This is a genomic window from Nocardia australiensis, assembly GCF_020733705.1.
Lineage (GTDB): Bacteria > Actinomycetota > Actinomycetes > Mycobacteriales > Mycobacteriaceae > Nocardia > Nocardia australiensis.
In genome coordinates, this window is the sequence record NZ_JAJFZM010000001.1 from 62,150 (window position 1) to 82,458 (window position 20,309).

20 protein-coding genes are annotated in these 20,309 nt (G+C 65.5%); 14 read left to right on the forward strand and 6 right to left on the reverse strand.

Annotated features, from left to right (window positions below; all coding sequences use genetic code 11):
* Positions 1-104: 104 nt before the first annotated feature.
* Both LKE06_RS00370 and LKE06_RS00375 read left to right on the forward strand, forming a co-directional pair.
* On the forward strand, positions 105-1,325 hold the full coding sequence (locus LKE06_RS00370) for an acyl-CoA dehydrogenase family protein (RefSeq protein ID WP_227996138.1): 1,221 nt from the start codon (positions 105-107) through the stop codon (positions 1,323-1,325).
* 177 nt (positions 1,326-1,502) lie between these two features.
* Positions 1,503-2,015, forward strand: a complete 513-nt coding sequence (locus LKE06_RS00375; RefSeq protein ID WP_227996140.1) for an ArsR/SmtB family transcription factor — start codon at positions 1,503-1,505, stop codon at positions 2,013-2,015.
* On the opposite strand, the gene LKE06_RS00380 is transcribed toward LKE06_RS00375, so the two are convergent.
* On the reverse strand, positions 2,016-2,657 hold the full coding sequence (locus LKE06_RS00380) for a hypothetical protein (RefSeq protein WP_227996143.1): 642 nt from the start codon (positions 2,655-2,657) through the stop codon (positions 2,016-2,018).
* A 338-nt stretch (positions 2,658-2,995) separates the two neighbouring features.
* Here LKE06_RS00380 and LKE06_RS00385 point away from each other — a divergent pair, with 338 nt between their 5' ends.
* The 5 genes from LKE06_RS00385 (at position 2,996) to LKE06_RS00405 (ending at position 7,989) form a co-directional block, all read left to right on the forward strand.
* Positions 2,996-4,660 carry an acyl-CoA synthetase gene (locus LKE06_RS00385; RefSeq protein WP_227996145.1) on the forward strand — a complete coding sequence of 555 codons (1,665 nt, stop codon included), beginning with the start codon at positions 2,996-2,998 and terminating at the stop codon, positions 4,658-4,660.
* A 94-nt stretch (positions 4,661-4,754) separates the two neighbouring features.
* The gene (locus LKE06_RS00390; protein WP_227996147.1) at positions 4,755-5,318 is read left to right on the forward strand and encodes a hypothetical protein; all 564 of its coding nucleotides are present in this window, start codon (positions 4,755-4,757) and stop codon (positions 5,316-5,318) included.
* Between the two features lie 182 nt (positions 5,319-5,500).
* Entirely contained in the window at positions 5,501-5,692 is a 192-nt protein-coding gene (locus LKE06_RS00395) for a hypothetical protein (protein ID WP_227996149.1), read from the forward strand.
* Positions 5,689-7,170 (forward strand): PepSY-associated TM helix domain-containing protein, encoded by a 1,482-nt coding sequence (locus tag LKE06_RS00400; RefSeq protein ID WP_227996150.1) that lies wholly within the window; start codon positions 5,689-5,691, stop codon positions 7,168-7,170. Before LKE06_RS00395 ends, LKE06_RS00400 begins: the two co-directional genes overlap by 4 nt.
* A 111-nt stretch (positions 7,171-7,281) precedes the next feature.
* Positions 7,282-7,989, forward strand: a complete 708-nt coding sequence (locus LKE06_RS00405; RefSeq protein ID WP_227996152.1) for a DUF8020 domain-containing protein — start codon at positions 7,282-7,284, stop codon at positions 7,987-7,989.
* Positions 7,990-8,175: 186 nt separating this feature from the next.
* Here the strand turns inward: LKE06_RS00405 and LKE06_RS00410 are convergent, their stop codons facing one another.
* Both LKE06_RS00410 and LKE06_RS00415 read right to left on the reverse strand, forming a co-directional pair.
* Positions 8,176-8,430, reverse strand: coding sequence for a hypothetical protein (locus LKE06_RS00410; RefSeq protein WP_227996154.1), 255 nt, complete (start codon positions 8,428-8,430; stop codon positions 8,176-8,178).
* A 12-nt stretch (positions 8,431-8,442) separates the two neighbouring features.
* On the reverse strand, positions 8,443-10,176 hold the full coding sequence (locus LKE06_RS00415; protein WP_227996156.1) for a sodium:solute symporter family protein: 1,734 nt from the start codon (positions 10,174-10,176) through the stop codon (positions 8,443-8,445).
* Between the two features lie 493 nt (positions 10,177-10,669).
* Between LKE06_RS00415 and LKE06_RS00420 the strand changes: the two genes are divergently transcribed.
* From LKE06_RS00420 to LKE06_RS00430, 3 genes are read left to right on the forward strand one after another with little or no spacing between them, the layout of a single operon-like run.
* Positions 10,670-11,260, forward strand: coding sequence for a pyruvoyl-dependent arginine decarboxylase (locus LKE06_RS00420; protein ID WP_227996158.1), 591 nt, complete (start codon positions 10,670-10,672; stop codon positions 11,258-11,260).
* On the forward strand, positions 11,257-11,829 hold the full coding sequence (locus LKE06_RS00425) for a polysaccharide deacetylase family protein (RefSeq protein WP_227996160.1): 573 nt from the start codon (positions 11,257-11,259) through the stop codon (positions 11,827-11,829). Before LKE06_RS00420 ends, LKE06_RS00425 begins: the two co-directional genes overlap by 4 nt.
* Positions 11,829-13,352 (forward strand): GGDEF domain-containing protein, encoded by a 1,524-nt coding sequence (locus LKE06_RS00430; protein ID WP_227996161.1) that lies wholly within the window; start codon positions 11,829-11,831, stop codon positions 13,350-13,352. The genes LKE06_RS00425 and LKE06_RS00430 overlap by 1 nt, the downstream gene beginning before the upstream one ends.
* Here LKE06_RS00430 and LKE06_RS00435 read toward each other — a convergent pair whose 3' ends face one another.
* Positions 13,353-14,117: a DUF6319 family protein gene (locus LKE06_RS00435; protein ID WP_227996163.1), complete on the reverse strand. Its 765-nt coding sequence runs from the start codon at positions 14,115-14,117 to the stop codon at positions 13,353-13,355.
* 275 nt (positions 14,118-14,392) lie between these two features.
* Here LKE06_RS00435 and LKE06_RS00440 point away from each other — a divergent pair, with 275 nt between their 5' ends.
* Complete coding sequence (locus LKE06_RS00440) at positions 14,393-15,256, forward strand: DoxX family protein (protein WP_227996165.1); 864 nt, start codon at positions 14,393-14,395, stop codon at positions 15,254-15,256.
* 120 nt (positions 15,257-15,376) lie between these two features.
* Here the strand turns inward: LKE06_RS00440 and LKE06_RS00445 are convergent, their stop codons facing one another.
* Entirely contained in the window at positions 15,377-16,207 is an 831-nt protein-coding gene (locus LKE06_RS00445) for a mycofactocin-coupled SDR family oxidoreductase (RefSeq protein WP_227996167.1), read from the reverse strand.
* A gap of 13 nt (positions 16,208-16,220) precedes the next feature.
* Complete coding sequence (locus LKE06_RS00450; RefSeq protein ID WP_227996169.1) at positions 16,221-17,387, reverse strand: alpha-hydroxy-acid oxidizing protein; 1,167 nt, start codon at positions 17,385-17,387, stop codon at positions 16,221-16,223.
* A 215-nt stretch (positions 17,388-17,602) separates the two neighbouring features.
* Here LKE06_RS00450 and LKE06_RS00455 point away from each other — a divergent pair, with 215 nt between their 5' ends.
* The 3 genes from LKE06_RS00455 (at position 17,603) to LKE06_RS00465 (ending at position 20,151) form a co-directional block, all read left to right on the forward strand.
* The gene (locus LKE06_RS00455; RefSeq protein ID WP_227996171.1) at positions 17,603-17,803 is read left to right on the forward strand and encodes a hypothetical protein; all 201 of its coding nucleotides are present in this window, start codon (positions 17,603-17,605) and stop codon (positions 17,801-17,803) included.
* A gap of 231 nt (positions 17,804-18,034) precedes the next feature.
* On the forward strand, positions 18,035-19,519 hold the full coding sequence (locus LKE06_RS00460) for a flavin-containing monooxygenase (RefSeq protein WP_227996173.1): 1,485 nt from the start codon (positions 18,035-18,037) through the stop codon (positions 19,517-19,519).
* On the forward strand, positions 19,516-20,151 hold the full coding sequence (locus LKE06_RS00465) for a TetR/AcrR family transcriptional regulator (RefSeq protein ID WP_227996175.1): 636 nt from the start codon (positions 19,516-19,518) through the stop codon (positions 20,149-20,151). Before LKE06_RS00460 ends, LKE06_RS00465 begins: the two co-directional genes overlap by 4 nt.
* Positions 20,152-20,309 lie beyond the last annotated feature (158 nt).

The window sequence follows — 20,309 nt, forward strand, 5'->3', positions numbered from 1 at the left end:
CGGCTGGTTCCTCAACTTCCAGGAGGCGGCATGACTCACCATCGCGAGGCGATCATGCTGCCGACCGGGTGCGGGTGTCCCGCATAACCACAGGAGACATCAACATGATCAATCTCGAACTACCCAAGAAGCTGCGGGCCAGCGCAAACCAGGCCCACCAGGTCGCCAAGGAGATCTTCCGTCCGATCTCGCGCAAGTACGACCTGGCCGAGCACGACTACCCGGTCGAGCTCGACGCCATGGCCGCGATGGTCGAGGGTCTCGCCGATTCCGGCACCCAGAAGATCGGCGGCGCGGCAGGTGGTCGCTCCGACGACAACGGCCACGCCACCGAGCTGCTCGGTAACAGCAACGGCGGCAACATGTCCGCGCTGCTCAACGCCCTGGAGACCTCGTGGGGCGACGTCGGCCTGATGCTCTCGATCCCCTACCAGGGTCTGGGCAATGCGGCCATCGCGGCGGTCGCCACCGACGAGCAGCTCGAGCGTTTCGGCAAGGTCTGGGCCTCGATGGCCATCACCGAGCCGTCCTTCGGCTCCGACTCCGCCGCCGTCACCACCACCGCCGTGCTCGATGGCGACGAGTGGGTCCTCAACGGCGAGAAGATCTTCGTGACCGCGGGCCAACGCTCGACACACATCGTGGTGTGGGCGTCGGTGGACCGCAGCCTCGGTCGCGCAGCGATCAAGTCGTTCGTCGTACCGCGTGAGGCCCCGGGGCTTTCGGTGGCTCGACTCGAGCACAAGCTCGGCATCAAGGCGTCCGATACCGCCGTGCTGCTGTTGCAGGACTGCCGAATTCCCGAGGACAACATCCTCGGCAGCCCGGAAGTCAACGTGGAGAAGGGCTTTGCCGGGGTCATGCAGACCTTCGACAACACCCGCCCAATGGTCGCGGCGATGGCCGTCGGCGTCGCCCGCGCGGCCCTCGAGGAGCTGCGCACCATCCTGACCGACGCGGGTGTCGAGATCTCCTACGACACCCCGGCCAACAATCAACACGCCGCCGCGGCCGAATTCCTGCGCATGGAAGCCGACTACGAGTCCGCCTACCTGCTGTCGCTGCGCGCCGCGTGGATGGCCGACAACAAGAAGCCGAACTCCGTGGAAGCCTCGATGTCCAAGGCCAAGGCGGGCCGCACCGGCACCGACGTGTCCCTCAAGGCGGTCGAGCTGGCCGGCGCCATCGGCTACTCGCAGCGCACCCTGCTCGAAAAGTGGGGCCGTGACTCGAAGATCCTGGATATCTTCGAGGGCACCCAGCAGATCCAGCAGCTCATCGTGGCGCGGCGGGTCCTCGGCAAGACCAGCGCCGAGCTGAAATAGCAAGTCGGACAACGCGGAACCGGTGCGGGTCGAGTCTTCGACTCGCAGCGGTTCGCGTTCACCCAGGCCCCGATGGTGGCCAGCATGGGTAGCGAAGGGACCGTCCGACTGCGCCGGCCCCGACCCGCGCCGAGGCCAGTTGCGCCGGGTGCGGTGCGGGTCCGTAGATTTGCGGGGGTGAGTCTGGAAGAACGACTGGCGGAGCTGGAACGGCGACTCGCGGCCGTAGAGATCGCCCAGAGCGGCGGCCATGGGCGGGCAAGCGAGTCGGCGTCGCCGGAACAATGGGCGCTGACGCGACTACACGAGGAATTCGCGGCCGCCGACGAACGCACGGGCGGGGTGATGTTCGTCGGGTCGGGCCGACTGCCGAGCGATGAGCAATTCGGATGGCAGGTGCAGTTCACCACCGACGACATCGTCGCCTACGACTGGGACGAGGCGGCCGATTGTCTTGCCGCCCTTGGCAGCCCGATTCGACTGCGGCTGCTGCGCGAAATCATCCGTGGTAGCCGGACCGCGGCGCAACTGTCGGACCTCGATGAGGTCGGTTCTTCCGGAGAGATCTACAACCACCTGCGTCACCTCGCTGCCACCGGCTGGGTGCACACTGTCGGCCGAGGACGCTTCGAGGTGCCGCCGAACCGAGTGGTGCCGCTACTGGTCGCACTGGCCACCGCCCGGCGCTGACTAGCAGTGAAATAGCTTGCCCACGTTGCGGTTCGACGGAACCGGCCGTTCGCGCAGACAGCCGAACGCCACCACCCCCGCATCGCTGATCCGCACGCCCGAGCCCGCATTCGGATTCACGCAGGTCACCCCCGAAGATTCGCTGCGACACGCGTATTCACGCACCACAACCGTACTGCCATAAGGTAATTCGGGGCCACGCCCGCGAATGAACGGGCCAGGATCTCCGTGCAGAGAACCGATGTTCGCCTCGTCACCGGTGTAGTTTATCCACCCACCTGTCCAATTACCTTGCAGCTTGGCCGGTTTGGGCGGTGGATCAGCCAAATCGACGAGGCAGTCCAGCCCTTCGCTACCCTCCTCGTAATCGCTTGTGCAGCTGATCTTTCCGCTTGGGCTCGTGAACGCGCGGTCACTCTCGAGGTCGGTGACCGAACCGTCGTCCAAGTGCGCGGTCCGATACCGCGCCTCGTCCCCCGGCGCACCCGCACGCACCCACGCCACCATCTGCGCGAGCGAGTCTCCCGGTGCGGCGGCGTTCGCCCGCGCCGGAGTCGAATTCGCGGCGCCGTGGGAATGCCGGTCCGCGGACGCGCAACCGGCCGCCACTAGAACGATCGCTGCCAACACCACGGTGCGCATGTTCGGACCTTACCGTTCGGGTGGACAGACATCCGACAATTCGTGCGGGGAATTCGCGATGCATCTTCATCCGCAGCGGAGCACCGTTCGAGGGCTATACCGACGGCCGCCACAACCTCCGCTACAAGGTGCCGCGCGAGGTGATTTTCCTCGACGACCTGCCACGCAATCCCACCGGCAAGCTGGTGCGTCGAATACGGCGCCACGGACCGGCCGGACCGAGACGCGAACCACATCGAGTCAAAGATGCTTGCTATCGTTAGCAGCAGCACTGGATCTCGAAGTTGCGGTCCACATCCCCCCCAATCCCGGTGGGTGGACCGCGGAAGGCGTTGTCGATGTCTCTATCCCTCCCCGCGTTGAAAGGCACCGTTCGTAGGGTGGGTGACCTCGCTCTGGGCGTCAATGTCATGGTCAAGCGGCGGATGTTCAATCCGCTGCGACCCGATCACGCGGCCCGATCCGTGTTCAACGTGCTGAAGTTCGGCCCGTTCGCCGGGGTCGTCATGCACGCCGCGCAGACCCGTCCCGACGCGGCCGCCATCGTCGATGAACGCGGCGAACTGACCTTCGGGCAACTGAACGAACAGTCCAACGCGCTGGCGCGCGGGCTTGCGGCGAAGGGCCTACAGCCCGGCGATGTAATCGCACTGCTGGCCCGCGATCATCGCGGCATGGTCCTCAGCCTGCTGGCCACCGGCAAGCTCGGCGTCCGCGCGGTGCTGATGAACACCGGTTTCGCGAAGCCGCAGTTCGCCGATGTCTCCAAGCGCGAGAACGTCAAAGCGGTCCTGCACGACAGCGAATTCGTCGATCTCATGGGTGCGGTTCCCGACGAAATCCCGCGGGTGCTCACCTGGGTCGACGAGAAGGACAAAGCCGACCCGTCAATCCCGACCATCGAGTCGCTCTCGGCAGGCCAGTCCACGGCGCCGCTGCCCGCACCCGCGAAGCCCGGCGGCCTGGTGATCCTCACCAGCGGCACCACCGGGACACCGAAGGGCGCGCCACGTGATCGGGTCAGCCCACTCGCTTCAGCGCAGTTCATCGACCGGGTACCGCTGCCCAACGACGGCACCATGATCATGGCGGCGCCGATCTTCCATGCCACCGGCCTCTCGCAATTCACCCTCGGGCTTGCCCTCGGCAATCGGGTGGTCTTCCAGCAGCGCCGGTTCGATCCGGAGCAGACACTCGCGAATATCGTGAAGCACAAGGCGGATTCGCTCGTCGTGGTGCCGACGATGCTGCAGCGCATCCTCGACCTGGACGAGGCGGTACTGGGGAAATACGACCCGAGCACCATCAAGGTGATCTTCGCGGCGGGCTCGGCGATCGCACCCGATGTCGTCACGCGCACCCTCGACTATTTCGGCGACAGCCTCTACAACCTGTACGGCTCCACCGAATGCGCGGTCATGACCGTCGCTACTCCCGAGGACCTGCGCAAGGCGCCGACCACCGCGGGCAAGGCGCCGGTCGGTATTCGGATCGTGCTGCTCGACGAGGACCGCAAGCCGATCATCCAGCCGAATGTCACCGGCGCCATCTTCGTCGACAATGGCTTCGCCTTCACCGGATACACCGACGGCCGGACCAAGGAAATGGTGGACGGCATGATGTCGAGCGGCGACGTCGGGCATTTCGATGCCGATGGGCTGCTCTACATCGACGGGCGTGACGACGACATGATCGTATCCGGCGGCGAGAACGTCTTCCCGCTCGAGGTGGAGAACCTGATCGCGGGCCGCGACGACATTTTCGAGGCCGCGGTGGTCGGCGTGGATGACCGTGAATTCGGAAAGCGGTTGCGCGCGTTCGTGGTTGCCAGCCCAGAGTCCAAGCGTGACGCCAAGGAGATCAAGGACTTCGTCAAGGCGAACCTGGCGCGTTACAAAGTGCCCCGCGAAGTTGTCTTCCTCGACGAACTGCCGCGCAACGCGACCGGCAAGCTGCTGCGCAAACCGCTGCTCGAAATCGAGGTCGAGGTCGACGCCGGATAGCGGCAACGCCGCCGGGTGGGGTTTCCGGTTTTCGCCCGCGGGTCTGAGCTGCGGGCGTGGAACCCATGCGCTACCCGTCGGATATCATCGCCGGGTGAAGATCGAGTTCGGCCGCAAAGCTGCGGGACAACGCAGCACCGCCGCGCAATTGCGCGGCGCGGCGGCCGGCTCGATCTCGGGTGCCATTTCGGTCGCGGCGCACGGTTGGGCATCCGGCGGCATGGCGCCGAGTGGCACCACGCTTGTTCTACTGGCCGCCGCCGCCGCGGTAATCGGTGCGCTGGTCGCCGGTCTCGCGCCACTGCGTGACACCTCGACAGGTCTGATCCTGGCACTCGTCGGAGGTCAGCTACTCGGTCACCTCACGATGGGCTGGAGCTCGGGGCACCTGCATCACGGCGATGCGCAGCTCACCGCTGCCATGCTGACCTCGCACATCATCGCGGCCCTACTCGCCGCCGTCGTGATCCGCGGCGCCGAAGCCGCCTATCTGATCGGCTGTGCCGTGCTGTCGCGCGTGCTGCCGATGCGTTACCACCCACCCGCGGTCGCCGGTCCACCGCTACTTCGCGACACCCATCGTGATCGCGTCATCCTGCGTGTCTTCACCACGGAAGCACTGCGCACCCGCGGGCCGCCACTCCCGATTCGTCTCTGACATCTCCTTACCCGATGCATGAGCCACCCCGCTCGCGTGTCGCCGCCACCTCGACCGCCATCCGGCGACCGATCTTCGTGCCTTCCATCGACACCGCGTCCACGGTGTCCCGGACGTGGCACGAAATCAATTCCCGGTGCGGTGCAACGTTCCACGGATTCATCGGTCGATGCGATGCACCGATGGACACCGCGCACGAGCCCGTCGAACGAGCGCATCCGGATGACAGCCCACGCGGCGGCGCGCTTTTCGCACGCGCCGATGCGTTGTCAGTCGCTGCGGCACGCGTGGTCGAGCCGAGCCCGAAGGTCGGCGTCGACGACGTGGCGACCGGCATCCGGGTTCCCCGAACTCGAGAAACGAATCGAACTTGAGTATTACCGACGTCAGACCCCCGGATATCGAATCCGGGGAGCCACCACCGGAATCCAGAAAGCCCACCCGGCGGGGCGGATTGCATCCGCTGGTGATGCGGCTGCATTTCTATGCGGGCATCTTTGTCGCCCCTTTCATCCTGATCGCCGCGGTCACCGGCGCGCTCTACGCCATCTCACCCACCCTCGAATCGATCGTCTCCCGCGATCTATTGCAGGTCGACGCGGGCGGTGCGCAGAAGCCGCTGTCCGAACAGGTCGCCGCGGCCGTCGCCACCGAGCCGAATCTGGCGTTGGTGGCTGTCGCTCCGGCGCCCGGCGCGCGCGACACCACCCGGGTGATCTTCGATGATCCGTCGCTGGGCACCTCCGAGCGACGTGCGGTATTCGTAAACCCCTACACCGCAACGCCAGTCGGCGATTCCGTGGTGTACGGCAGTTCGGGTGCGCTGCCATTGCGCACCTGGATCGACAAGCTGCACAAGGACCTTCACCTGGGTGAGCCGGGCCGGGTATACAGCGAACTCGCGGCGTCTTGGCTGTGGATCATCGCGCTGGGCGGTCTACTGCTGTGGTTTCGCCGGGTCCGTGTGCGCCGCGACCGGAATTCGGCCGGTTGGCTACTGATTCCGGATCGCTCCCAAAGCACACGTGCGCGAGCGGTGAATTGGCATGGCGCAGTGGGAGTTTGGATTCTGCCGCTGGTCGTGCTGCTGTCGGCAACCGGGATGACCTGGTCGACCTATGCCGGTGCGAACATCACCGAACTGCGCCAGCAGCTCAGCTGGACGACCCCGGAGGTGAAAACCGCATTGCCGGGATCGGCTGCGCCATCCCATGATTCGGCCGGCGAACACCACGGTGGCGGCCATTCAGCGGCACCCGCGCCCGCCAGCACCGGCGATCGGATCGCGCAACTGGATCGCGCCTATCAGACGGCTCGCACCGAGGGCCTGACCGAAGCGGTCGAGATCAGCATTCCGGCCGCGCCCGGTAATGCGTTCGCCGTGAAAGAGCGACGAGTGCCTGGCGTATTCACCGTCGACGCGGTGGCCGTTGACGGCGCCACCGGAAGCACCACCGACGCGTTGGCTTATGCCGATTGGCCGCTGATGGCCAAGCTCTCCAATTGGGGCATCCAGTTCCATATGGGGCTGATGTTCGGGCTGCTCAATCAGTTGCTGCTGCTCGTCGCGATGATCGGCCTGATCACGGTGATCGTGCGCGGCTACCTCATGTGGTGGAACCGGCGGCCGACGCGCAGCGGTTCCCGGTGGGCGATGGGCCGCGCGCCACGCCGGGGCGCGTTGCGCCGGGTATCACCATGGCTCGCAGTGGCGCTGCTGGCCGCCGCACTCGTGGTGGGGTGGTTTGTTCCGCTCGTCGGACTGAGTCTGCTCGCCTTCCTCGCCGCCGATGTCGTCATCGGGGTCGTCGGCCGTGCTCGCGCGTCATCACAGCCTCACTCCATGACATAACCCGGCACTGATCCGCCGGGACACGTTCCGGCGGTTACCAATACGACCTACCAAACGTCAACGGTATGGCCGTCTATTCGCCATGCCACTAGCTCGAGGATTCGAATACACATGAAGATCACCAAGTTCGCCCTGGCCGCCGCGTTCATGACCGCGGCCGTGAGCATCGCGACGGGCACGAGTGCCGCCACCCCACAGCCCGCAGTCGAGCCCACAGCGGTCGGCTTCACCGCCCGCGCCACCGATACGTCGTCGGTTATCGAAACCGATGCGGGCTCGATCACCGTCGAGGACGGGACGCTCGAGATCAAGGCGGCCGACGGCACCGTTGTCGCGGGGACCCCGCTGCGGTTGCGCATCGACGAATTCGAATTTCCCATCACCGCCGAAATCGCCTACCGCACAGCAACTCTCACCCCACAGATCGACATGGCGCACGCGACCTATAAGCCCGTCGCGCTCCCCTTCGAAGACAAGGCGCCCTGGAAGAGCGAGTACGACCGCGAGCAAGCCGCCTGGAGCCGCATGACCAGCACGATCGGCATGGGTGCCACCGTCGGCACCCTGGTCGGCGGCCTCGGCGGAGCTGCCGTCGGCTGCGTCCTCGGCGGCATTGCTGGCGCGACCGTCGCGGCCGCAACCATCGTCGGCATGTTCGGCCCGTTCATCCCCGCCGCCGCCATCGGCTGCCTCGGCGGCGTCGCCGCAATCGGCGCACTCGGCACCGTCACAGGCCAAATCCTGATCACCGCACCGGTAGCCCTCGGCGCCGCAATCCAGTACTTCACCACCATCAATTCCCCATTCCAGGGCAAATGACCCAATCCGCGAAACCGCCTGGCTGATCAGCGGTTCCGCCGGCCACGCACCACAGATCGACCTCCGGTGCCGGACAGCGCAGCTGCCCGGCACCGGGCCGTCATCGTGTTTCGATTCCCGCCACGATAAGCACTCCAATCCGCACTGCTTCACCGCCGACGTAATCACGCCGGTCGCGATGTGTGATCAGGGTTCTTCGGTGGTTTCTTCGCCGACGGTTACCGAAGAGGACGGGGCGGTGGGGACGACGGGACGCAGTAAGACCCAGAGTAGGAAGGCGAGGGCCACCGCGGCCATTCCGATTCCGGCCCATAAGTTCGCATTGATGCCACCTGTTTTGGCTGCTTCGGCGGCAGTGTCGTGGACCAGGCCCGTGACGATGAGAATGACGCCGTAGCTGCCGAGCAGGGCGCCGACGATGGTGCGAATGTCGAAAAGCATCGGCTGACCTCCTTATCCGACGAAGATGTTGAGAGCGATGACAAGGACAAGGGCGATGCCGGCTAGCAGGACGGGGCGCTGGTACCAGGGCAGCGACGCCTCTTCGGGGTCGGTTCGGACTTCCTTCGGCGTTTCCGAGTAGACGAGGCCGACGAGTTCAGCGGCCGGCTTGGGCACGGTCACCTGGGTGACTGCCACACTAACCACGATGTCGACGACAAAGGCGGTGCCCGCGGCGACAAAACTCGTGCCCTGGCCGGACAATTCGAAAACGTTGGTCTGATGCAGTATGAAAACCACGATGGCCGAGCCGGTTCCGAAGACCAAGCCCATCCAACCCGCGGTCGGTGTCATCCGCTTCCAGAACATGCCGAGGATGAACGTCGCGAACAACGGCGCGTTGAAGAAGCTGAACAGCGTCTGCAGGTAGTCCATCATATTGCTGAAATTCCCCGCGATGAACGCGGTGAAGATTGCGGCAACGGTGGCTCCGACGGTAGCCAGCCGACCGACGGTCAGATAGTAGCCGTCGGGCCGATCGCGGCGCACGTACTGCTGCCAAAGGTCGTAGCTGAACACGGTATTGAACGCGGATACGTTCGCCGCCATGCCTGCCATGAACGCGGCGAGCAACCCGGCGAGGCCGACTCCGAGCAACCCGTTGGGCAGCACTTCTTTCATCAGATACAGCAGCGCCTGGTTGTAGGTGACGTCCCCGCTGAAATCGGGATTCGCGGCCATCTGGGACTTGTATTCGACCATTTGCGGCACCAGTACCGCGCTGATCATGCCGGGGATCACCACGATCAACGGGATGAACATCTTCGGATAGGCGCCGATGATCGGAGTGCGGCGTGCCGCCGAAATGGAATGCGTCGCCAGCGCCCGCTGCACCTCGACGAAGTTCGTGGTCCAGTATCCGAAGGAGAGTACGAACCCGAGTCCGAACACGATGCCGACCACGGAAAGGAAGTTGCTCGAGAACCCGCTGAGCGCATTGCCCGGCCAGGATTCCAGCTGTTGCGCACCGCCCGGCGATGCGGTCACCTTGTCGCGCAGCCCATCCCAGCCGCCGACCCGGTGCAGCCCGACCAGCGTTAGCGGCAGTAGCGCGGCCACGATGACGAAGAACTGGAGTACCTCGTTGTAGATCGCGGCCGACAGTCCGCCGAGGGTGATGTAGGAGAGCACGATCACCGCGGCGACGATCACCGATACCCACAGCGGCCACCCGAGCAGCACGTTCACGATGGTACCGAGCAGGTACAGGTTGACACCGGCGATGAGTACCTGCGCGGTGGCGAAGCTCAACGCGTTCACCAGGTGCGCCCCGGTGCCGAAGCGCCTGCGCATGAACTCCGGCACGCTGCGCACCTTGGAGCCGTAATAGAACGGCATCATCACCACGCCGAGGAACAGCATGGCCGGCACCGCACCGATCCAGAAGTAGTGGAAGGTCGGGAATCCGTATTGGGCGCCGTTGGCCGACATGCCCATGATTTCGACGGCGCCGAGGTTGGCAGAGATGAAGGCGAGGCCGGTTACCCACGCGGGCAGCGACCGCCCGGATAAGAAGAAGTCGATGCTGGAGGACACGCGCTGCCTGGCCATCACGCCGATTCCGATGACGAATACGAAGTACAGCGCCACCAGTACGTAGTCGATCGGATTCGCGTCGAGGCGCAGGGTCGAGGCCGCATCGATTTGCAGGGACGACGCGTGCTGCCCCGGGGTGGCGGCGTTCATCGAGATGAGTGTGGGTGAATCGGCAAGCGGCACAGCGGCGTCCCTCCGGGCGATGAAACCGGCGTAGAGCGAGGCCATGCGTTGTGCGGGTACTGCGCGTTGGCAGCGACCTGTCTCGTCGCCAGCCGATGGTGTCGGCTACTACCTACTGTCGGTGATAGTGCCTCACGGCCGCAGCACAATCGCGCACAAAATCTGGGCATTCGCTCAGTCACCCCCACAGAAACCTCGAAATCGTCGCGCGACAAGTGGTGCGCCGCAGGGTGGATCGGCTCGATCGGGCGCGAATAGACTCCACCACGCAACTTTTCAGCAACAGTCTGCGCGATCATTATTCGCTTCGCCAGCCGGAACTCGCGGCCACACGTTTCGGGACACGCCGCCCGAGCACCGCATTCCGCCCGCCCGGGTGCGCGATCGGCATTCGTGACGCAGAGTCGATTTTGACGCAAAATAGGCCTGCAAAATAGGCCGGAAGGTTTGGGAGGGCACTATGATTCATCTGACCCCACGCAGCGGCCTACTCGGGCTGCAGTGGATCGATCGACTACTCCCGCCCCTCGGTAGGCCGGATCACAACGACCGGCGACCGCCCGGGGCAGCACTGACGATCGAGATCGGCGCCGCGACCGGGGTGGGCCCGACAGCCATGTCGGCGTTCGATGCCGCACTGCGCGATCTGGGAGTGGGTGACGCCAACTTGATTCGCCTGTCATCGGTCATTCCGCCGCGCGCCACCGTGCAACACACCGGACGAGTGCGCAAGACGATCCCCTGGGGTGATCGCCTCTACTGCGTGTACGCCGTCCGGCACGCGACCGGGATCGGCGAGCGCGCTGCCGCGGGCATCGGCTGGGCACTGCGCGACGACGGTTCCGGCGCCGGACTTTTCGTCGAGCACGACGCGGAGACCAGCGCCGAGGTCGAAACGCTGATCCGCACCAGCCTGGCCGATATGACCCATCATCGACCCGAACGATTCGGCCCGGTCCACGTGTGCACAACCGAAACCCGCTCCGAGGGCGAACCGGCCTGCGCGATAGCTCTGGCCGCCTACCACACCACCCCGTGGACCCGGCGATGAGCGACCTACACGTCACCGTCGAGACCGCCATTACCGACGACCGCATCGAGATGTTCCACGAGTTGTACGAGAAGGCATTCGGGCCGCTGCGCACCATGGCCATCGCCCGGCAGGTGCTGCATCGTGACGAGTTCTACGAGGAGATGCGCGATCCGCGCGTGTTCAAGTACGTCGCCCATGACGACACCGGTGAACCCATCGGTGTCACCACGTTGACCCGGCATCTGGAGACCGTGCCGTGGATCAGCCCCGAGTATTTCGCCGCGCGATATCCGGAGCATGCGGCTCGCAACGCCATCTACTACGCGGGTTTCACCCTCGTTTCGGCGAGTGCGCGACAGGGGGCCGCATTCCATGCCATGATCAAATCGATTGTCCAGGTGCTGGTGGCCGAACGCGCGGCGGTGGGGTGGGACATCTGTTCCTACAACAACACTCGGTTCTCATTCGCCGACAGCATTCGGGCAGTGCTTGACGAGCAGGAGGCGAATGTCGAAGTCGCGGTGGAGGATTCACAAACCTACTACGCGGCCAGGTTCACAGGGGATGGAGCGACCAAGGGGGGCTGATGACATCCACCGAAGAGCAGTCGACAGACCAGCAGGACCGCTTCGGAATGTGGTGGTCCGCACTGATTATCGGGGTAAGTGCGGTCGCAATCGGGCTTTCGCTTTTCATCGATTCGACACTGTTGTCGTTTTGCACCATGACGGTGGTCGTCGCCGGTTCATTGGCCATGATCGGTTACGGACTGCGCCGATATCGGCCCACCCGCCCGCTGCCCTGGTACCTGCTCTCCGCCTCGGCCGTATTGTTCGCGGCAGGCACCGCACTGCGCGACTTCACCGTCACCCCGTTCGACGACTTGTGCACTCTCGCAGGCTATTTCGGCATCGGGGTGGCGGCGACGCTGTGGTTGCGACCACGCCAGGTCCGCGCCGACTACGACCTACTGCTCGACTCCGCGCTCATCGGCCTCGGCACCCTGCTCGCGTCATGGACGTTTCTTATCTCGCCCATCCTGCAATCACACGCGACCACCGTGAACACGGTGGTCGCGGCGACCTATCCGGTTCTCGACGCGCTGCTGCTGACGCTGGTCTCACATTCGGTCGCCACCTCGACCCGCTCGGAAACATCCCTGCGCCTATTGCATGTGGGGCTGATCGCCATCCTGCTCGGCGATCTCGGCTACAGCCTCGAAACCGTCGGTACCGCGCAGATCGGGCACGAGATATTGCTTGCGCCATTGCTTGTGGCGTACACGGTCGTCGGTGTCGCGGCTCTGCATCCGACCATGGCCGGTCTCGGTGAGCCACGACGTATCCATCCGCATCACTCCCGCCAGCGCGCCAGCGCCATCGCGGTCGCGCTGATCGTGGCCTCGCTGGTTCCGGTGGTCGGGTCCAGCCTGGACACGCTTGATCGGGTGGTCGTCTCGTCACTGTTCGCGTTGCTGCTGATCGGCGTGCTGGTGCGCAGCGAACGCGCGATAGTGCGCAGTGCGCGCAGCGAGCGGCGCGCGCAGTACCAGGCCGATCACGACATGCTGACCGGACTACTCAACCGCTCCGCGCTGCTGCGCGCGCTGAATCGCAATCACGAGCATTGGCTGGAGCAACCGTTGAGTCTGCTGTTCATCGACCTGGACGGCTTCAAGATGGTCAACGACAGCTACGGCCACGCGGTCGGTGACGAGCTGATCGCGAACGCGGCCTCACGGATCCGACGGGTCATCCGACGCGATGACGTGGTGGCCCGCTACGGCGGCGACGAGTTCGTGGTGCTCGCACCGCTCGGCGGGCAGGACGCGGCGACGCTCGCCGAACGACTGCTCGGCGCGTTCGTCCGGCCGTTCGAGCTCAGTGCGGGCGAAATCCCGATCACGGCGAGCGTCGGCATTGCTTGCGGCAACCCGCGCAGCTACGACGCGAGCATCTACGACCTCATCCGGGACGCGGATTTGGCGATGTATCACGCCAAGGAGTACGCGCTCGGTTACGCGTTCTCCGACGATGTGCGTCACAGTGCTCCCGACCAGGGGCACCGGAATTGGCGCCCCGTAGGCCGGTCGGCGAGTACTGCGGTCTGATCAGTCCGACAGCTCCTCGAGCAGGCGCTTGGCCTCCTCCAACTCCGCCGCCAACTGGGCGACCTTTACCTCCTGCACCTCCCGTGCCGCCTCCAGAATTCCGGCTACCACCTCGGCCACCTCCGGATGGAGCACCTTCGCGGCCTGCGCCACCGCCGAACTGGCCACCGGTAACCCGCGCACGGCGCGCTTCTTGCCGCTGATCACATCGACCGACCATTCGCCGTCAGCGGTCCCGGTCAACGTCACCGTGACCTCAGGAGCCTTGGTTTTGCGCGCGGCGGTCGCCTTGGTCGCCGGCTTCGGCGCTGCCGCGCCCGCGGCGGGCTGCTTGGGAGCGGCGGGCTTCGCGTTGTCGGCGGCGCTCGTTCCCGTGGCGGCAGGCCCGGAAGCCACCGGTGTCGCCGTGCCTACGGACCCCTGATTCGACGATGGGGCGCCATTGCTGGACGGGGCGGACGGTGCCGCGGTCGACGGCTGGGTCACGGTGGAATCCTTCCTGGTTGCCGACTTCGATTGAGCCGGAGTAGCGGTCGCCGCGCGGGGCGGCTTGGTCAACGTCACTTCGGTAGGAGAAAAGGACAGTACATCCTTCGACCCGGTCGGCCGGACCCGCAGGAAGTCTCCGACGGAGGGGTCGTCCAGTTCGAGCACCTTCCCTGATCGCCCCGCCGGTACGCCTACCGCGGCAGTGGTGAACCACACCATCGGCGGGCTGCCGCCCGCTATGTCCGTGGCGATCTGCTGAATCTCAGTGTCCGACAAGGGTTGTGGTTTAGTCCTAGAGGACGGCATGGGGCACTCCGAGCGAATTTGTGGATGGCTGCGTGCACAGATGATGCCGCACGCCACCGACAGAGTTCCAAGCCACTGCCGAATCGGCGTGCGCCGGCGCCACCGTCGCATAGTCAGCTAATCTCGAGCTACATATATTTAGCAACACCGAGCAATCGCCCGGCTGCGCACTATGCTCATCTTGTTGTTTGCCTGCATACTTCGCGGGAGCCCGGTCGATAGCCATCGAGGAAAGGGTTTACGTCATGTTGCTACGCCGACTTGCCCGACCATTGCTGGCGGCTTCGTTCGTTGCAGACGGAGTTGACACGCTGGTCCATCCCGAACCGCGCGCCAAAGCGGCCTCAGCCCTGGTGCAGCGCGGTGAGCAGCGCTTGCCGGACAATCTGGCCGCCAAACTCCCCGCCGATACCGCGACCGTGGTCCGGATCAATGCCCTCGCCCAGATCTCCGGTGGCGTACTGCTGGCGCTGGGCAGATCGCCTCGCCTCGCCTCGGTTATGCTCGCGGCGACGGTGATTCCCGCGACCGTCACCGAACAAGACTTTTGGGCCGAACAGGATCCGGATCGCAAGGCCGCCAAGCGAAATGCGTTCCTGAAGGATATCGGTCTGCTCGGCGGTCTGATGATCGCCGCCGCCGACACCGCGGGCAAACCGTCACTCGGCTGGCGCGGCAGACGGGCCGCCCGCAGCGCCGCCACCGCGGTATCGGCGGCGCTGCCCTTCGGCGCCACCGACAGTGCGACCACGGAGTCCCTGCGCCAGCACGCGTACGAAGCCGCCGACCGTGCCCGCTCGCTCGGCGGTATCGCGGCGGCGAAGGGCGCGGAGGTCGCCGAGACCGCGCAGCAGCATGGCGCGGAATGGGCCGATGTCACCAAGGAGCGTGGCGCCGAACTCGCCGACATGCTCAAGGAGCATGGGCCGGAGTGGGCAGAGACCGCCAAGTCGCACGGCGCCGAATGGGCGGAGCTCGCCAAGCAACGGGCCGGAATCCTCGCGAAGAAGGCCAAGCGGCGCGGCCCCGAGCTCGCCGCGACCGCACGCGAGCGCGGAACCCACTTCGCGGAGGTCGCCCGTGATCGCATCGAGGCACGGTGCGGCTGACTACCCGTCGCGTCCCTCGGCCGGTGCCGGGTGATCCGGTCGCGGGACCGCAGACCTCCCGCGCCGCAGCGCCACCGGAATTCCGGGCCCCGTCCTGGCCGGGCACAGACCGACGCCGAATCAGATGAGGCTCGCGCTCATTCCGCCGGAGATGGACACGGCTTCACCGTTGAAATGACGGCCGTGCTCGGAGACCAGCATGAGTGCGGCCTGCGCGACCTCGGCGGGTTGGATGAGGTCGCCGTTGGGTGGGCCGGAGTTGAACATCTTCATGGCGTCCTCGCGGGTCGGATTCTCGATGTCGGGCAGCAGGACTCGCCACATGACGGGATTCTGGATCATGTCGGTATCGACGCCGGACGGGAGCACGGCATTGACGGTGATGCCATGCTCGACCACCTCCAGCGACAGCGACTTGACCAGCCCGATCACCGCCCACTTCGCGGCGGCGTAGTGGCCGCCGGCCTTGACGCCCATGCGGCCGACGATCGAGGACGTGGCAACGATTCGGCCCCAACGCCTTTCGATCATGTGCGGCACGACGGCGCGGAAACTGTGGAAGACGCCGGTGAGATTGACGTCGATCATGTCTTGCCAGGTCTTTTCATCCATCTCGGCGATGGGTGAATTGGAGGAGATGCCCGCGTTGGCGATCAGGATGTCGATCCGGCCGAACTCACCGATCGCCCGCTCGGCTACCGCGTTCATGTCCGCCTGACTGCGTACGTCGGCCTTGACCGCCAGACATCGCCGCCCGGCCGCCGCTACCAATTTCGCCGTCTCGGCCAGATCCGATTCGGAGCTCAACGGGTAGGGCACGCTGGCGATGGGGCCGGCGATATCGCACACCACGATGTCGGCTCCCGCCGCCGCCAGCGTCTCGGCGTGGGCACGGCCTTGGCCACGCGCTCCACCGGTGATCACGGCCACCCTGCCGTCCAACGTCCCCATAGTCGACTCCTTCTCAGTGCGTAGCGCGGCGGTTCGTCGTCATTCGGATGTTCTCCCGCACCGCGGCGATGTCCGGATAGCCATTGACGGCCATCAGCAGATCCGCCTCGGCGAGGATCATTCGCAGCACATGGACCAGACCGGGAACACCGCCGAGTGCGAGTCCGTAGACGTAGGGCCTGCCGATGCCGACCATGGTCGCGCCGAGCCCGAGCGCCTTGATCACATCAGTGCCCGACCGGACGCCGGAATCGAATAGCACCGGCACCCGGTCATCACAGGCCGCCACCACCCCCGGCAGCGTCTCCAACGCGCTCAGCCCGCCGTTGGCTTGCCGCCCACCGTGATTGGAGCAGTAGATGCCGTCCACGCCGAGGTCGATCGCCCGTCGGGCATCCTCGGGATGCGAAATGCCTTTCAGGACGATCGGCAGGTCCGTCAAGCTCCGTAGCCACTCCAGATCCGGCCAGGACAGTGGATTACCGAAGGTCTGGACCCAGTTCAGCACGACGGCCTGCGGGTCTTGCGAACCCACCAGCCGCTGGAACACCGGGTCGGATGTGTAGTTCTTCAGCACGTGCCCGCGCAATTGCGGGAAGTTCCCGGTCGCGAGATCACGAGGCCGCCAGCCGGGAATCCAGGTATCCAGCGTGACCGTGATGCCCTGGTATCCGGCCGCTTCCGCCCGGTTCACCAGACTCTCGGCGAGGTCGCGATTCTTGGGCGTGTAGAGCTGAAAGAAGGCGGCCGTGTCGCCGCTGTGGGCGACGACCTCCTCCAGCGGATCTTCCATGAGGGTGGAAAAGACCGCGGGCACACCGGTTTTCGCGGCGGCCTCGGCGACGGCGATATCACCGTGCTTATCGCCGACCAGCCCGATCACCCCGACCGGCGCCATGAAGATCGGACTCGGGAAGGTATTGCCCCACACCGTGACCGACAGGTCGCGCTCGGTCGCGCCGACCAGCATGCGTGGCACCAGACCCCAGTCCGCGAAGGCATCGACATTGCGTCGCTGGGTGAGCTCGTCACCAGCACCGCCCGCGATGTAGGAATGCAACGAGTCGGGCAGTGCGGCAGCGGCCTTCGCCTCGAGTGTCGCGTATTCGGCCGGGAACTCCGGCGCCCGCCCGCCGAGCGCGGCGAAATAGATCTCGTTCTGGTAATCAGCGAACGCCATCGTCGCGCCTTTCGGTCGGTCAGCTGGACGATGGGGAGGGGCAAACCTTCCCAGCCGCATTTTAAGGATACTGTCGATGATCAAGGCCGGGGAGCAGTCGCGCGGCACCCGACGACGGCGCATCGTGGAAACGGGTGCGGTGTGCGACTGGGTTTCGTGGCCTACCGGCCGCCCCGCGGGTGTCCGGACCTGAAAACAGATTGCGAGTACCACCCGTGGATCCCGACTATCTCGACCGACATTGTGACCGCGACGCCGTACTGATCGAGCAGATCACCAACATGCCGCTGCGCCGCCTGATGCACCATGCTCTCGGTGTCTCCGAAGAATCGATGGACCTATTGACGGCACTGACCGACCGTCTACGCACCGCCGAGGGGGCCCTGGCCGACCCTGCCACCCTAGGTGAGTGGTAGCCCCACTCGCTGCGGCTCAACACATTACCCAGGCATCGACACCTGGTTATCCCGCGTGCCTTGACATGAGCATGGCTTAAAGGAATCATCTGATTCCAATGGAATCGACCGATTCCTGTAAGCGGCGGCGCGTCGCCCCGCACGATGCGGCCACGCGTCCGTGGCGAGGAGTGCAGATGGACCACCCGACACCGCGACCCGCGGCCGCGCGACGGCCGGCGAGGTAGCCGCGTGCCCAACAGCGGCGGCGACCACACCGAACACGTACCCATCGTGGTGATCGGGGCCGGGTTCGCCGGTATCGGGACGGCAATCAAACTGCGGGAGGCCGGTTTCCAGGATTTCGTGATTCTCGAGCGGGGCGGCGATCTCGGTGGCACCTGGCGCGCCAATACCTATCCGGGCTGTGCGTGCGATGTGCCGTCGATGCTGTACTCGTACTCCTTCGCATCGAATCCGGAATGGTCACGTCGCTATGGCACCCAACCGGAGATCCTCGGATATCTGCGCGACGTGGCCACGAAATATGATGTGCCACAGCACATTCGATATTATTGCGAACTACTCGACGCAAGCTGGGACGAGGCAGCCGGGCGGTGGCGAATCCGGACAGGCCTCGGCTCGCTGACCGCCGATGTGCTGATCTCGGCGATCGGGCCGTTCAGCGAGGCACAGATCCCGCGCCTGCCCGGGGTCGACGACTTCACCGGCACCCAATTCCACTCGCTGCACTGGGATCACGACCTCGACCTGACCGGCACCCGAGTCGCGGTGATCGGGACCGGCGCTTCCGCGGTGCAGTTCATCCCCGAGATCCAGCCGCTGGTGGATCGGCTGACGGTGTTCCAGCGCTCGGCGCCTTGGATCGTGCCGCGCGTGGATTGGGCGACCAGCGATGTCGAACGCACACTCTTGCGGCGAATGCCGTTACTCGCCAAGGCGATCCGTGGCGCCTATTTCGCTGGGATCGAGGGGTTCGGTCTGGTCGGGTTCGTGGACAAGCGGTTTCGTCACCCCTTCGAGGCACTCGGCCGCTTCCAACTGCGCCGCCAGGTCCCCGACCCGCGGCTGCGCCGAAAGCTGACCCCCGACTACATGATCGGCTGCAAACGCGCGATCTTCTCCGACGCCTACTACCCCGCGCTGACCCAGCCGAATGTCGAGGTGGTGACCTCCGCGATCGCCGAGATCCGGCCGCGTTCGATCATCACCGCCGACGGCGCCGAACACGAGGTGGACACCATCATCTGGGGTACCGGATTCGGCGTGCGCCCGCAGGTGTTCGAACGCGTCCACGGCAGCGACGGACAGAGCCTGGCGCAGCTGTATCGCGAACGCCCGCGAAGCTATCTCGGCACCACCGCGACCGGGTTCCCGAACTTCTTCACCACCCTCGGCCCCTTCGGCGCGGCCGGGAATCAGTCCGCGATTTTCATGATCGAGGCCCAGATCCGCTATCTCGTCGATGCCTTGAAGACCATGCGCGACAACGGTCTTCGCCGCATCGAGGTACGACCGCAGGCGCAGCGGGCGTTCGTCGAGGAGATGGAACAGCGCAGTCGCGACACCGTGTGGGTCGGCGGCGGCTGCCGCAGTTACTATCAGACCCCCGACGGGACGCACAACGCCGGGCTGTATCCGAATTGGAGCATCGAATACGCCCGCCGTACCCGGCGGTTCGACTCCGACGCCTACCTCACGACCGGGGGATCATGAACAGTGCCGCGCAGCCTCCCCCGACTACCTGGCGCGGCAGCACCATGGCCGGCCGGTCCGCCGAGCGCCGCGAACAACTCGTGCGGGCCGGGTACGAGCTGCTCGGCGACGAGGGCGCGGCGGCCACCACGATGCGTGCGGTATGCCGGCACGCCGGACTGAGCCTGCGCTATTTCTACGAAAGCTTCCCCGACCGCGAGACCCTCCTCGTCGAGGTATACGACCGAACCGCACACGGCCTGCTCGACGCGGTGACGACCGGGCTGCCTGGCGCACCCGCCGACGAAACCGGCCGCATCCGAGCGACTTTCGACAGTGCCGCCCGCTATTTCGAAGCCGATCCCCGGCGCGGGCGGATCATGTTTCGCGAAACCCTCGCCGACGACACATTGCGCGCCCACGGGACCAGCGTGCTCCCGAATTTCGTCATGCTCGCCATCGCCCAGCTCTCGCCCGCAGCGACCTCCCGCGCCACCGCGGGAACCGGCCGAATCCCCATGCCGGTCAGCGCGCTATCCGGCGCACTCGTCGCCTTGTTCCTCGACTGGCTGGCGGGCAATATCGATACCACCCGCGACGAGGTGGTCGAGTACGCGACCCGGCTGACCATCGCATTGCTCGATATCACCTGAGGCATCACCTGAGGCGATTGTCGGGAACCTGTATCGCGCCTATGCGGAACTCGGCGACGGTCCGCTCGGCGAGCGACTCCACGTGCTGTCGATCTTCGGGGAAATGGTCACCCCCAACGGCGGCAAGCTGCCGTCCCGTCTTGCCTGACGACACAGCA

Coding starts and splice junctions, on each gene's coding strand:
- LKE06_RS00430 (WP_227996161.1), top strand. CDS start 11,829: ATGACATCCACCGAAGAGCAGTCGACAGACCAGCAGGACCGCTTCGGA.
- LKE06_RS00395 (WP_227996149.1), top strand. CDS start 5,501: ATGGACACCGCGCACGAGCCCGTCGAACGAGCGCATCCGGATGACAGC.
- LKE06_RS00445 (WP_227996167.1), bottom strand. CDS start 16,207: ATGGGGACGTTGGACGGCAGGGTGGCCGTGATCACCGGTGGAGCGCGT.
- LKE06_RS00370 (WP_227996138.1), top strand. CDS start 105: ATGATCAATCTCGAACTACCCAAGAAGCTGCGGGCCAGCGCAAACCAG.
- LKE06_RS00450 (WP_227996169.1), bottom strand. CDS start 17,387: ATGGCGTTCGCTGATTACCAGAACGAGATCTATTTCGCCGCGCTCGGC.
- LKE06_RS00380 (WP_227996143.1), bottom strand. CDS start 2,657: ATGCGCACCGTGGTGTTGGCAGCGATCGTTCTAGTGGCGGCCGGTTGC.
- LKE06_RS00385 (WP_227996145.1), top strand. CDS start 2,996: ATGTCTCTATCCCTCCCCGCGTTGAAAGGCACCGTTCGTAGGGTGGGT.
- LKE06_RS00415 (WP_227996156.1), bottom strand. CDS start 10,176: ATGAACGCCGCCACCCCGGGGCAGCACGCGTCGTCCCTGCAAATCGAT.
- LKE06_RS00405 (WP_227996152.1), top strand. CDS start 7,282: ATGAAGATCACCAAGTTCGCCCTGGCCGCCGCGTTCATGACCGCGGCC.
- LKE06_RS00465 (WP_227996175.1), top strand. CDS start 19,516: ATGAACAGTGCCGCGCAGCCTCCCCCGACTACCTGGCGCGGCAGCACC.
- LKE06_RS00440 (WP_227996165.1), top strand. CDS start 14,393: ATGTTGCTACGCCGACTTGCCCGACCATTGCTGGCGGCTTCGTTCGTT.
- LKE06_RS00425 (WP_227996160.1), top strand. CDS start 11,257: ATGAGCGACCTACACGTCACCGTCGAGACCGCCATTACCGACGACCGC.
- LKE06_RS00420 (WP_227996158.1), top strand. CDS start 10,670: ATGATTCATCTGACCCCACGCAGCGGCCTACTCGGGCTGCAGTGGATC.
- LKE06_RS00410 (WP_227996154.1), bottom strand. CDS start 8,430: ATGCTTTTCGACATTCGCACCATCGTCGGCGCCCTGCTCGGCAGCTAC.